Source organism: Sphingomonas hankookensis, assembly GCF_022664465.1.
GTDB lineage: Bacteria > Pseudomonadota > Alphaproteobacteria > Sphingomonadales > Sphingomonadaceae > Sphingomonas > Sphingomonas hankookensis.
The window spans coordinates 762,392-775,349 of the sequence record NZ_JAKREV010000001.1 but is presented as its reverse complement, the minus strand read 5'-3'; the positions used below and the strand labels follow the sequence as shown (position 1 = coordinate 775,349).

At 64.6% G+C, this 12,958-nt stretch carries 9 protein-coding genes and 1 tRNA gene; 6 read left to right on the top strand and 4 right to left on the bottom strand.

The genetic code is table 11. The annotated features are described in order from the left end of the window. Positions 1-16: 16 nt before the first annotated feature. Complete coding sequence (locus MF610_RS03615; protein ID WP_242192816.1) at positions 17-1,327, bottom strand: MFS transporter; 1,311 nt, start codon at positions 1,325-1,327, stop codon at positions 17-19. A gap of 58 nt (positions 1,328-1,385) precedes the next feature. Next, a complete protein-coding gene (locus tag MF610_RS03610) occupies positions 1,386-2,378 on the bottom strand; it encodes a hydroxyacid dehydrogenase (protein ID WP_242192815.1) in 993 nt (330 codons plus the stop codon). 164 nt (positions 2,379-2,542) lie between these two features. Between MF610_RS03610 and MF610_RS03605 the strand changes: the two genes are divergently transcribed. From MF610_RS03605 to MF610_RS03590, 4 genes are all read left to right on the top strand, one after another. Further along, entirely contained in the window at positions 2,543-5,449 is a 2,907-nt protein-coding gene (locus tag MF610_RS03605) for a TonB-dependent receptor plug domain-containing protein (RefSeq protein ID WP_242192813.1), read from the top strand. 48 nt (positions 5,450-5,497) lie between these two features. Continuing rightward, positions 5,498-6,172, top strand: a complete 675-nt coding sequence (locus tag MF610_RS03600; protein ID WP_242192811.1) for an RraA family protein — start codon at positions 5,498-5,500, stop codon at positions 6,170-6,172. Positions 6,173-6,282: 110 nt separating this feature from the next. Next, entirely contained in the window at positions 6,283-9,114 is a 2,832-nt protein-coding gene (locus MF610_RS03595) for a TonB-dependent receptor domain-containing protein (protein ID WP_242192809.1), read from the top strand. Positions 9,115-9,116: 2 nt separating this feature from the next. After that, positions 9,117-10,157 carry a cyclase family protein gene (locus MF610_RS03590; RefSeq protein WP_242192807.1) on the top strand — a complete coding sequence of 347 codons (1,041 nt, stop codon included), beginning with the start codon at positions 9,117-9,119 and terminating at the stop codon, positions 10,155-10,157. A gap of 45 nt (positions 10,158-10,202) precedes the next feature. Here the strand turns inward: MF610_RS03590 and MF610_RS03585 are convergent, their stop codons facing one another. Beyond that, a complete protein-coding gene (locus MF610_RS03585; RefSeq protein ID WP_242192806.1) occupies positions 10,203-10,955 on the bottom strand; it encodes an IclR family transcriptional regulator in 753 nt (250 codons plus the stop codon). Positions 10,956-11,325: 370 nt separating this feature from the next. Here MF610_RS03585 and MF610_RS03580 point away from each other — a divergent pair, with 370 nt between their 5' ends. Further along, positions 11,326-11,763, top strand: coding sequence for a restriction endonuclease (locus MF610_RS03580; RefSeq protein WP_242192805.1), 438 nt, complete (start codon positions 11,326-11,328; stop codon positions 11,761-11,763). Between the two features lie 4 nt (positions 11,764-11,767). After that, positions 11,768-12,112: a hypothetical protein gene (locus MF610_RS03575; protein WP_242192804.1), complete on the top strand. Its 345-nt coding sequence runs from the start codon at positions 11,768-11,770 to the stop codon at positions 12,110-12,112. 694 nt (positions 12,113-12,806) lie between these two features. Here the strand turns inward: MF610_RS03575 and MF610_RS03570 are convergent. After that, a tRNA-Pro gene (locus MF610_RS03570) sits at positions 12,807-12,883 on the bottom strand. Positions 12,884-12,958 lie beyond the last annotated feature (75 nt).

Here is a 12,958-nt window from a genome sequence, read left to right as displayed (position 1 = left end):
TCATCCTTTCCGGTAATCATGCCGCGACCAGTGGCTTGTGCGCCGCGCGCCTGCCGACGATCAGCACCGACGTCGCGCTGCCGATCGTCAGCAAGGCCAGCGGCAACAGCGCCAGCACATGGCTGCCCGTTGCTTCGTGGATATAGCCATAGACATTGACCATCAGCCCGCCGCCGATCAGGTTTGACGTTGCGTTGATCGCCGCGATCCCCGCCGCCGCGGTTCCCGCCGCCGCGGTTCCCGCCGACAGCCAGCTTGACGCCATGCTCCAGAACGGCCCCTTGAAACAGTAGGCTCCGGTCAGCACGAAGGTCAGCAGCAGCACGGTCGGCGCCAGACCGGTCAGCAGAAACGTGCCGAGCACCCCGGCCGCGATCAGCAGCAACGGCAGCGCGGTGTGCCAGCGGCGCTCGCCGGTCTTGTCGGAATGCCGGCCCCAGAACACCATTGCCACGACCGCGATACCATAGGGGATCGAATTGACGAGGCCGGTCTGGAAATCGCTGAGGCCATAGGATTTGATGAGCTGCGGCTGCCAGACGCCCAGCACGCTGCCCGCCGCCGACGCGCCGCAGCACGCCAGCACCATCGCCCAGAAGGCCGGCGTGGTCAGCAGCCGCCAAGGCGAACCATCGACCATCGAACGATCACCGGCCTTTGGCGCGATCTCAGCCGACAGCCACGCCTTTTCCTCGGCATCGAGCCAGCGCGCCTCGGCCGGGCGGTTGGTGAGCACCGCTAAGCAGGCGATGCCGCACAGCACCGTCGGTACCCCTTCGCAGATGAACAGCCACTGCCACCCACGCAGCCCCCCGACGCCGTCCATCGACAGCAGCAGTCCACCCAGCGGTGAACCGATGAAGCTGGACAGCGGGATGGCGACCGCGAACAGCGCGAGCGCCCTGCCGCGATAGCGGGCGGGCATCCAGTAGGTCAGGTACAGGACGACGCCGGGAAAGAACCCGGCCTCCGCCGCGCCCAAAAGGAAGCGCATCACGTAGAAGGACGACGCGTCCCAAACGAACGCCATTGCCGCCGACACCGCGCCCCAGCTGATCATGATCCGGGCGATCCAGATGCGCGCGCCGACCTTCTGCAGCATCAGGTTGCTCGGCACCTCCATCAGGAAGTACGCGACAAAGAACAGGCTGGCGCCGAAGCCGAACACCCGGCTGCTCAGGCCCAGATCCTCGTTCATCTGCAACGATGCCATGCCGATATTGGCACGGTCGATAAAGGCCAGCAGGTAGCAGAGCATCAGGAACGGCAGCAGGCGCCACGTCACCTTGCGCATCGTCCGGGCTTCGATCGGATCGGGTCCGGTCATCTCACTCTCCGTGTGACGGCGCCGTCGTCTCTTGTGGACGACATTCACCGGGGAATTATTAGGCGGCGGTTGCCGGCAAGGCGTTGACGAGGTTGCGGGTAACGAGCGTGCCCGTCGCGAGGTAATCCGCGATCTGTTCGACGACGCTGATTCCGACGCGGATCCGCGCCTCGCGCGTATTGGCGCCCACATGCGGGCTGGCGACCAGGGTGTCGAGGCTCCACAGCGGACTGTCGGCGGCGGGCGGCTCGCTTGTGAAGGTGTCGAGGCCCGCCCCGGCGATCGTGCCGCTGCGTAGCGCATCGACCAGCGCCGGTTCGTCGATCAATTCGCCGCGTGCGGTATTGAGCAGGATCGCGCCCGGCCGCATCGATGCCAGCGCCCCCGCGTCGATGAAGCCGCGATTGTCGGGCGTCAGCGGGCAATGCAGGCTGACGATGTCGCTGTCACGCAGCAGCGCGTCGACGCTGTCGCAGCGAATCGATCCCGGCGGCAACTGCGTATCGGAAAGATACGGGTCGTAAATGCGTACGCCGACGCGGAACGGTGCGAGCAGGTCGAGGAACGCCCGGCCGATCGCACCCAGCCCGATCAGGCCGACCTGCTTGCCGGTGATTTCCATGCCGGCATAGGTTGGCTTGTCCCATTCACCCGCCCTCATCCGCCGGTCGAGCCACGCGGTGGACCGCGCGACCGACAGCAGCAGCGCGAGCGTCTGCTCAGCGACCGACTGCGCGTTCGCGCCACCGGCGACGACAACCGGAATGCCGCGATCGGCGGCGGCGGTGAGGTCGATTCCGTCGACCCCGACCCCGTGCTTGGCAACGATGCGCAGCGTGGAAATCCCCCGAATGACGTCGTCCGTGACGCGGCCCATGCGCACTACGATCGCCTTTGCGGCTACGGCATTGGCCGCCTCGATCATCTCGTCCGGGGTAGCGTAGGGCTTGAGCGGAACGAGTCGCAGTTGGCGCGCTTCTGCCACCGCCATCGCTGCGTCGCTGAGCAACGGCCCTGCGATCAATACCGTGTTGGTGGCGCTTTGCCCCATGGTTCCAAGCCTCTCCCTGTGCGGCGGCACCGCATCTTGCGCAGAACCATACTCGCGATGAAAAATGACGCAACGCCATTTTGCAACGGCATTGCGTTTTTCTGAAATGGCCGTAGAACTGGCAGCCGACGAGGCAAACTCGCAACAGTTACAGGAGAGGGATTATGGAATCCGGCTGCACCCATGCCGACTATCGCCACTTGCTGCTGGTCGGCGTTAGCGCCCTTGGACTGTGGGCGTTCCCAGCTTCCGCACAAATCCCGACACCCAGCACATCGGCAACCGCCGCGCCGCAGCCCGGTGATGCGGCCGCTCCCCCCGAGACCGCGCCCGAGGCCGTCCAGACGCAGGAAGGTCAGCCCGCCGAAGCGGCACCCGATACGACCGCAAATCCCCAGGAAACGGGCGAGATCGTGGTCACGGGTTCGCGCATCGGACGCAGCGGGTTCACGACGCCGACGCCGGTCACCGTCATCAGCACCGATCAGCTCGCCAAGAGCGCACCGTCGACCATCGCCGAATCGCTGCGCAACCTGCCCGCGCTGACGGCGACCTCCGGCCCGCAGCGCGCGAGCGGGACCCAAGGCGGCGGCCAGTCCTTCCTCAATCTGCGCAACCTGGGCGCGGTCCGCACGCTGACGCTGCTCGACGGACGCCGTTTCGTCGCCGCCAGCCAGTTCGGCACGGTCGACGTCAACCTGCTGCCCGCCGGCCTGATCCAGCGTGTCGACATCGTCACCGGCGGCGCATCGGCGGCCTATGGCTCCGACGCGGTCGCCGGCGTCGTCAACTTCGTGCTCGACACCAAGTTTGAGGGACTGAAGGGCGAAGTGTCGTCGGGCATTTCGACCGAAGGCGACAACGCCGAGAAGCGCGCGATCCTGAGCGGCGGTATCAGCACGTTGGGCGACCGGCTGCATCTGATCGCCAGCGGCGAATATTACCAGAACGACGGCATTCTGGAGGGGCAGCGCGACTGGGCGCGACGCGGCACCAACCTCATCAACGGTCCGGCCGGTGGCCCCTCTCAGTTACTGACCGACGACGTCCGCAACATCGGCACCTATGGCGGCATGTTGCTGACAGGCAATGGCGGCACCGCGGCACAGAACGCGGCGTTCCGCGGCCTGCAATTCGGTCCCGGTGGCACGGTTTTGCCCTACAGTTTCGGCTCGTACCTGACGCAGACCCAGCAAATCGGCGGTGACGGCGTCAACACCGAACTGTTCCAGGAAATCAACCGTCCGCTCGAACGCTGGTCGGCGTTCGGCCGCGCCGAATATGACCTGACCGATACGATCTCGATCTTCGGCGAAGCGTCCTATGGCTGGACCGACACGCGCTATTCGACATCGGTCAACCGCCATCAGGTCCAGAACCCGATCACCATCCGGCGCGACAACGCGTTCCTGCCGCAGGGCATCCGCACCCTGCTCGCCGCCAATCCCAACGTCTCGACATTGACGATGCTGCGCTGGTCGACCGAGGGTGGCCTGACCGACGTCGCGGTCACCACCGACACCCGGCGTTTCGTCGGTGGCTTCAATGCCGAGGTCGCCGGGCTGAAGTTCAACGGCTATTATCAGCATGGCCGCACCAACCAGCGGACCGACGTCCTGAACAACGAGATCACCGCGAATTTCACACGGGCGGTGGACGCGGTGGTCAGCCCGACGACCGGGCAGATCGTCTGCCGTTCGACGCTGACCGATCCGGGCAATGGCTGCGTCGCGTTCAATCCGTTCGGCGTCGGCGCACCCTCCGCCGGCGCGCTCGCCTACACCCGCGGCACCAGCCGGACCGATTCGGTCTTCACCGAAGACGTTGCCGCGCTGAACCTGTCGGGCACGCTGTTCGAAGGTTGGGCTGGCCCGATCTCGTTCGCGACCGGCGGCGAATATCGCAAGGAAACAGCCGAGCTCGCGGTCGATGCTCTGTCGCGACAGGGCGCATTCCTGTTCGCCAATCCGCAACCGTGGAGCGGCGAATATGACGTCCGCGAAGGTTATGTCGAAACGGTCATTCCGTTGCTGCGCGACCTGCCCTTCGCCAAGCGGGTCGAATTCAACGGCGCGGTCCGCTATACCGACTATTCCACCAGCGGCGGCGTCACGACGTGGAAGGCGGGTCTCAGCTGGACGCCGTTCGACGCGCTGCGCCTGCGCGGCACCCGCTCGCGCGACATCCGCGCGCCCAACCTGTCCGAATTGTTCACCAGCGGCCGTACGCAATCGGCGACGATCGTCGATCCGTTCAAGAACAATATCCGCCTGTCGGGCATCTTCGTCACCACCGGCGGCAATGCCGAACTGCAACCGGAAAAGGCCGATACGCTGACGCTCGGGGCCGTCCTGCAGCCGACCTTCATCCCCGGTTTCAACCTGTCGGTCGACTATTACGACATCAAGATCCGCGACGCGATCGGCACGCTGACGCCGCAGCAGACGGTCGACCAGTGTTTCCAGGGCAATCAGCTCGCCTGCGGACTGGTGCGCCGCGATGCCGGCGGCAACCTGCTCGACCTGACCGCCTTCCCGATCAACCTTGCCGAACTCGAAACCAACGGCATCGATGTCGAAGCGAGCTACCGCGTGCCGCTGTCGTCGCTGATGGATACCGACGCAACGCTCAGCCTGCGTACGGTCGTGTCCTATGTCGGCAAGCTGTCGTCGACGACGCCAGGTTCGCCCGCGATCGATCGCGCGGGCGAGGTCGGGATCAGCGCCAATCCGCACTGGCGCTTCAATGCGCAGGCCGATTTCTACAAGGGCGATTTCAACTTCTTCAACCAGGTCCGCTTCATCGGCGGCGGCCGCTACGACGTGACCCGCGGGCCGGCGCAAATCGACCTGCAGAGTATCAAGCCGCAGGCCTATTGGGACATGCAACTCGGCTACAGCCTGAAGAATGTCGGGATCGATGGTGCCGAATTCTACCTGAACGTCCGCAACGTGCTCGACACCGATCCGCCGCGCGCGCCCGGCGACGGCACCATCGCACTGGCGACGAATACCGGTCTCTACGACACCACCGGCCGCCTGTTCCGCGTCGGCTTCCGCTTCAATTTCTGACCCTAACGCCGTGTCGGGCATCCTTGCCCGGCCGGTGAGGAGAATATCATGGCCATTGGTTTCCGCGTCCTTCCTCTGACCCGCCGCATCGATGCCGCTCTTGTCCGGCGCTTCGCCGAACTGCCCGTCGCCAATGTCAGCGATGCGATGCAACGCATGACCGGCGGCGGCGCCGCGCTGCGTCCGATGCACGGCGGTGGCGTACTTGCCGGTCCCGCCGTCACCGTGAAGGCCCGCCCGGGCGACAATCTGATGATTCACAAGGCGATCGATATCGCCGAACCCGGCGATGTCGTGGTAGTCGATGCCAGCGGCGACCTGACCAACGCGCTGATCGGGGAGTTGATGACCGCTTATGCCGAAACCCGCGGCATTGCCGGGATCGTCATCTACGGCGCGATCCGCGACGCAGCCACGATCCGCGCCAGCAGCTTCCCGGTGTTCGCCGCCGGCGTCACGCATCGCGGGCCGTACAAGGACGGTCCGGGCGAAGTGAACGTACCGATCGCCATCGACGGAATGGTCATTCATCCCGGCGACCTGGTGCTGGGCGATGATGACGGACTGGTCAGCGTGCCCATCGACGGCGCGGAAGCGGTCTACGACAAGGCCCACGCCAAGCACGCGGCCGAGACAGCGCAGATGGAAAAGATCCGGCGGGGCGAAAATCCGCGCGCCTGGGTCGACGAAGCGCTCCGCCGCTTGGGCTGCGAGGGACTTTGATGATCGGTCCTGCCTGAACGACGAACTACGTCGGCAGGCGGGACCCGAGGGTCGAACGATCAAACACGTCGACCAAACTGCATAGGCCAACGAGCCGGGGAGAGGGTATCATGAAACGCACAGCCATTTTGTTGGCGACCACGACACTGGGTATCGCCGGCGCGGCATCCACCGCATCGGCGCAGATATCGCCGGCCCCCGTCGAGGCGGATCAGACCGCAGCCGATGCCGCCCCGGCCGATCCGACCGATAGCGGACAGGACATCGTCGTTACCGGGTCGCGCGTCAGCCGGCCGGGCTATACCGCCCCGACTCCCGTCACCTCGCTTAGCAACAGCGAACTGACCAAATCGTCGCCCTCGACTATCGCCGATGCGCTGCGGACCTTGCCTGCGCTGACGAACACGTCCGGCACGCAACGTAATTCGGGCAGCGCGGGCGGCGGGCAGAGCTTCCTGAACCTGCGCGGCCTCGGCGCGACCCGGACGCTGACGCTGGTCGACGGGCGGCGCTTCGTGTCGACCAACATTACCGGCAGCGTAGACGCGAACCTGATCCCGTCCGCACTGGTCGAACGGGTCGACATCGTCACCGGGGGTGCTTCGGCGGCCTATGGATCGGACGCGGTTGCCGGCGTCGTCAACTTCGTGATCGACACCAGGTTCAAGGGGTTGAAGGGCAGCGCGCAGTACGGCATCTCGTCCGAAGGGGACAATCGCGAGTTCGTCGCGACCCTGACCGGCGGTACGCGCTTTGCTGACGATCGCGGTCGCATCGTTGTCAGCGGGGAATATTTTCGCAACGATGGCATCGACGGGGATGCCCGTCGCTGGGCGCGCAGCGGCTATCAGGTTATCACCCGGCCGGGCGCCGCCGGCACTGCAGCCGATCCGACGCAAATCCTTGCGGCCAATGTCCGCCTGGTCAGCAGCTATGGCGGACTGATCCTGAATGGCAATGGCGGCACCGCCGCCGCCAATGCCAGCTTTCGTGGGATTACCTTCAACCCCGACGGCTCGCCCCGCGCGTTCGACTTCGGTACCCTGACCAGCACTGGCACGCAGGTCGGCGGCGACGGCATCGACAACGGCATCATCCAGCAGATCAACCGCCCGCTCGAACGCAAGGCGGTGTTCGGCCATGCCACGTTCGACGTTACGCCGGAATGGAACGTCTTCGTCCAAGCAAGCTATGGCGATGTGCGTTCCGACTATATCAACGGCCCCAACGTCCACAACAGCTCGGCCGCGCAGACCGCCTTCATCACCATCCAGCGTGACAATGCGTTCCTGCCGCAGGCCGTTCGCGACCAGATGCTGGCACGCGGCGTCACCAGCCTGACCATGACGCGGTGGGATCTGGAAGACGGCAAGACCCATACCGACAACCGCAACAGGACGACGCGGGTCGTTGGCGGTTTCGCAGGCAAGGTCGGCTCGTGGAGCCTCGATGGCTATTATCAGTGGGGCCAGAACCTCAATACCAACATCGTCAAGACGACGAACCGGATCGGCAATTTTACCCGTGCCGTGGACGCGGTCCGCACCGCGTCGGGCGCGGTGGTGTGCCGTTCGACCCTGAGCGATCCGACCAACGGATGCGTCCCGTTCAATCCATTCGGGGTGGGCGCTCCGTCGCAGGCGGCGCTCGCCTATGTGAACGGCGACAGTCCCGCCTATATCCGTACCACGCAGCAGGCGGCTGCGCTCAACCTGTCCGGCGAACCCTTCGCGACCTGGGCCGGGCCGGTGTCGCTGGCGGTCGGGGCGGAATATCGCCGCGAAACCGCGCGGGTCCGGTCGGACGCGCTGTCGGTGCAGAACGGATACAAGATCGGCAACCAGCAGCCTTGGTCCGGCGACTACGACATCCGCGAATTCTATGCCGAGACGGTGGTGCCGTTGGCCCGCGACATGACGCTCCTGAACCTGCTGGAGGTGAACGGTGCGGTTCGTCGCACGGACTATAGCACCAGCGGCGCGGTGACGACGTGGAAGGGCGGTGTCACCTACAAGCCGGTCGACGACCTGCGGCTGCGACTGACACGGTCGCGCGACATTCGCGCCCCCAATCTGAACGAACTGTTTTCGCGCGGTCGGCAGAATGTGTCGTCGGTGCGCGACCCGTTCCGTGGCAACATTCTGGTATCGAACGTCTCCAGCCTGACGACGGGCAATGCCGCCCTTCAGCCAGAAATCGCCGAAACCCTAACCTATGGCGGAGTCTTCAGCCCTTCCTTCGTCCCGGGGCTTCAGCTTTCGGTCGATTATTACAAGCTGCGGATCGACGGGGCGATCGCGACCGTCACCGACCAGATCGCGCTGGACCAGTGCTTTGCCGGAGCGGCCGACTTCTGCGCGCTCAGCACGCGTGACGCATCGGGGAACCTGACCGCGTTCCGGTCGTCCCCGATCAATTATTCGCGGCTCGAAACGAGCGGTATCGATATCGAGGCATCGTACCGTGTGCCCATGGCCGACTGGATCGACTGGTGGCGCGGGCAGCTGACGCTGCGGGCTGTCGCGAACCGGGTGAACCATTTCACCACCTCGGCGCCCGGGCTCGTCACGCGCGACGTCGCCGGCTCGATCGTCGACAGCCAGCCAAAATGGCGGGGACAGGCACAGATCGGCTATACCCAGGACACATTCGATCTCACCCTGATTGGCCGCTATATCGGCGGCGGCACCTATGACGTGTCGCGGACGCCGGCGCAGCTGGGCTTCCGTGATGTGGCACCGCAGGCGTTTTTGGACGGACAGCTCGCGGTCAACATCCCGGCAATGGGCAAAGGCGGGCAGCTGTACTTCAACGTCCGCAATATCCTGAACACCGAACCGCGCATCGCGCCGCTCGCCGGCAACCTCGCGATTGTCACCAACCCCTTTCTCTATGACACGGTCGGCCGCATGTTCCGCATCGGCATCCGGGCGGAGTACTGATCATGACAAAACCTTCGCGCCTTTTCCGTTCGGTGCTGTGGATGTTCCTCGGCGGCGCGGCCTTTCCCGTCGCGGCGCAGGACCGGACCGCTTCGCACACCGTCGATCAGCAGACGATGGACAAGTGGAAGAAAAGCGAGAGCAACTGGGGTCGATGGGGGCCACAGGACGAGAAGGGTACGCTGAACCTCATCACGCCCGCCGTTCGCACCCGCGCAGCAGCCACTGTGAAGCGCGGGATATCGGTGTCGCTGGAGCGGGAGATCGTGCCCGAGATGGCCGGCGCGGAAAGCGCTGCGTCGGGCCGACCGGCTTCGGTCCAGCAACGGATTCTGTCGGGCCCGCCTACGCGGCCCAGCGGATCGACCGACCTCCTCTCGATCGCCGCGCACGGCTACACGATCACGCATTTCGACGCGCTGGGACATCATTTCTTCGACGGGCGGATGTATAACGGCTTCCCGGCGGACGGGAATTTTTCGATGGCGAGCGGTCTGGCACGCGGCAGCATCGCCGCGGCGGCGGATGGCGTCTTCACCCGTGGCGTCCTTGTCGACATCCCGCGGATGAAGGGGCTGGCGTATCTCGAACCCGGCACGCCGATCTTCGTCGAGGATCTCGAAGCGTGGGAGAAGTTCGCCGGCGTGCGTATCGGTTCCGGGGATGCGATCTTCATCCGGACCGGTCGCTGGGAGCGCGAAGCGGCTAAGGGTGCGTGGGATATCGCGAAAAACTCGGCCGGCCTCGATGCGTCCGTCATTCCATGGCTGCGCAAGCGCGACGTGGCGTTGATCGGCAGCGAATCCGCGCTCAGCGTCGTGCCCTTCCCAGCGACCACCCAGATCACCAATCCGGACGATTATCTGCCGGTCCATAATTTCGCGCTGGTCGCCTTGGGTATGCCGCTGATCGACAACACCGATCTTGGCCCCCTGTCCCGTATGGCGGCATCGTTGAAACGCTATACCTTCCTGCTGACGGTCGCACCGATCCGGGTGAAGACCGGCACCGGCGTCCCGGTCAACCCGGTCGCAACCTTCTGACGATGTTCGGGCGCGGTCCGCGTCGCGGACTGCGTCGTCCGATCGTTACCCGGCTTGGTTAGAAGCGATCGCCACCGGAACGCGGTAGATCGCTTCGCCATCGCCGCCGAGCGACCGGCACAGTGAAAGTCCCGCTTCGAGCAACGGCAGCGCGACCTGCCGCGCGCGTTCCTCGGTCAGCCGCGCGTCGGGCCCGGCAAGGCTCAGGGCGCCGACTAGTCGATTGCCTTGGCCGATAACCGGTACCGACGTGGACGCCACATGCGGGGTCGTCGCCCCCACGGTGTAGATCGGCAACGAGGGCAGCGCCGGCCGTTCGTCGGGCCAGTCCGCGAACAGGCGCAACAACTGCGCGGATCCCGCTTCGTCCATCGGCCGCTGCGTGCCGGGTTGCACATCGAGCCGCAGGCTGCTGGGCGAATTGACCCGGAACAGGCAAAGCCGGACGTCGCCGTGACGGACGTAGAACGTCGCCGTTTCCTGAGTCATCACCGCGAGCGACGCCAGCACCGGCATTACATGCTCCTCGAGTGCAACACTGTCCTGATAGATGGTGCCAAGCCGAACGACCCCGCTGCCAAGCTGATAGCGCCCGTCGTGGAGCCGGACGATCAGGTTGTACCGTTCGAGCGACACGGCAAGCCGCATGATGGTGCTTTTTACTAACCCAGTCCGATCGGCGATCTCCGCTAGCGACAACGCTTTATCGCCTGTTCGAAAACACGTCAGCAGTTCCAGCGCGCGCTCGGCCGCGGCAACGCCTTCGACAGTGGGTCGGTCCTTGATGATGGTCGCCATATTTGACGGCTAGCAGGCATGGCGCAGCAGCGCCATCAGAGACATTTATCGACGACTGGACTCGGAGCACGTTTGAATTTTCCGGTGAAAGTTGCACGAGAGTTGACTACGCGACCACTGTTTTGGGGAACTGGCGGTGGCCGGGCAAACGATCCATTCGCGGTCGTTCGCGGCGGCTTGAGCGTTTGCCGAAAGCAGCCGTTAGGTCAGGTTCTGCTAAAGGGCTGAAACTGGAACGATTGCGGACAGACAGCTCGAGGTTGTAATCGTCGTGAAGCAGACATTCGCTACGATGGCGGCGCTGGCATCGGCTGAGCAAGCCGCAACGGCGGAATGGAAGAACCGCCAACGGTGCTCCATATGTTCGTCCATGGCTGCATTGGACTTCACCGCGATCGCGCCCGCGCAGGGCGGCCCCGACCGGGACAGCTTCGAGCTGTTCGCCCGCGAACTCTTCCTGGCTGAGGGGTTCAAGATCGTCGAGCACCCCGACCGCGGCGCCGACGGAGGACGCGACCTCATCGTCGAGGAGGAACGGCTTGGGCCTGGCGGAACCAACGTCGTGCGCTGGCTGGTCAGCTGCAAGCACAAGGCCCACTCGGGCTTGTCCGTTACGCCCGGCGACGAACAGAACCTGCGCGACCGGCTCGACACCCACCGCTGCCAAGGCTTCGTGGCGTTCTATTCGACGCTGCCAAGCAGCGGGCTCGGCCAGGCTCTTATCGCTCTCCGGCCGACGTTCGAATACCTCCAGTTCGACTCCGACGTCATAGAGCGCAAACCGCTTCTTCCTCCGACCACCCCATGACGATTTGGACGTCGCGCGCGCTGAGGCGGCCGAGCGGGGCCTGCCGGTGTTTGCAGTCGTCTTCGATGCCGACCACCCTACGCTCAGCAAGCTCGACTTCTCGCTCGGCTACTTCATGGAATACCAAACCACCAAGCGCATCGTGGACCAGCACTTCGTCGCGGCGGTCGGGCCAAGTAGCAATCCGGCGTTCGGCGATCTGGTGCCGTCGGACGATCCGCTCGAACTGGCCCGGTTGGTGGCCTTCAAGCCGGATGGCGTGATCATCGGGAGCGAGGGCGTCTACGCCAATCCGGACGAGGGCATGAAGCGGGTTCGCGCCATGGTTGAAGCAACCGACGCCGCCTGAACCCGACCCAACGGCACTTTCAGCTCAGCGTTTTGTGCAGTAGCGATTGCCACACTCGGTTCCGAGCCGCCTAGACGACTGCTTTCGTCATTGTCGGTTCGTTGTCCGAATAAGCAAAATTGATGCGCACAGCCGCCGTCGGAGGCCGCGATGAACGAGCGTCCGCTTCTGGGAACCGAAAAGAGGCCGCGAATGACAGGATGTGGGTCGAGGTCGTCATCGGGCTGTCCGGTCTGATAAGGTTAACTATGCCGAAGAAGCGAAGAAGAGTGCGTTCTTTTGGTTCGTGCGACTGCTTTGTGATGGCTCGACCAGGCACGGCTTGAAGGCGACCTTTCCCGTGATGAGCGAAAGTCAGTGGTCAGCCGCAACGTCGGTAATGGATAAGGCCGCAGCACTGGCCGTGCACCCTACGTACCTCACGCACTTCGTGCTCGCGCTTGGAGGCTGGCGTAATGCAGCTTCATCGCTGGAGGCAATCGATAGGTCACCCCAATGGGTGCAAGGCCTGTCGTTACCTCAGCAGGAGGGAGTGGCTTGCAAGCCGCAGGCAACAACTGCGTCAGTTATTAGGCAGTGCACCAATCTCGCTCATCGAGCGAGTCGAATGACCCCGACCGGAAAACGGTGATTGCTGGGTGATTGCTAGCCATCTGCAGGATGGTCTCAGGCAACGCTAAGTCGTTAATTTCTCTGGTCGGGGCGACAGGATTCGAACCTGCGACCCCCACACCCCCAGTGTGATGCGCTACCAGGCTGCGCTACGCCCCGATCAGAGAGGGGCGCGTTTAGGCCCGGTTTCGTCGCCATGCAAGCCCGAAGCGCGCGAACGGGCAAATGTTGCGC

Coding starts and splice junctions, on each gene's coding strand:
- MF610_RS03580 (WP_242192805.1), top strand. CDS start 11,326: ATGGCTGCATTGGACTTCACCGCGATCGCGCCCGCGCAGGGCGGCCCC.
- MF610_RS03585 (WP_242192806.1), bottom strand. CDS start 10,955: ATGGCGACCATCATCAAGGACCGACCCACTGTCGAAGGCGTTGCCGCG.
- MF610_RS03595 (WP_242192809.1), top strand. CDS start 6,283: ATGAAACGCACAGCCATTTTGTTGGCGACCACGACACTGGGTATCGCC.
- MF610_RS03590 (WP_242192807.1), top strand. CDS start 9,117: ATGACAAAACCTTCGCGCCTTTTCCGTTCGGTGCTGTGGATGTTCCTC.
- MF610_RS03600 (WP_242192811.1), top strand. CDS start 5,498: ATGGCCATTGGTTTCCGCGTCCTTCCTCTGACCCGCCGCATCGATGCC.
- MF610_RS03610 (WP_242192815.1), bottom strand. CDS start 2,378: ATGGGGCAAAGCGCCACCAACACGGTATTGATCGCAGGGCCGTTGCTC.
- MF610_RS03615 (WP_242192816.1), bottom strand. CDS start 1,327: ATGACCGGACCCGATCCGATCGAAGCCCGGACGATGCGCAAGGTGACG.
- MF610_RS03605 (WP_242192813.1), top strand. CDS start 2,543: ATGGAATCCGGCTGCACCCATGCCGACTATCGCCACTTGCTGCTGGTC.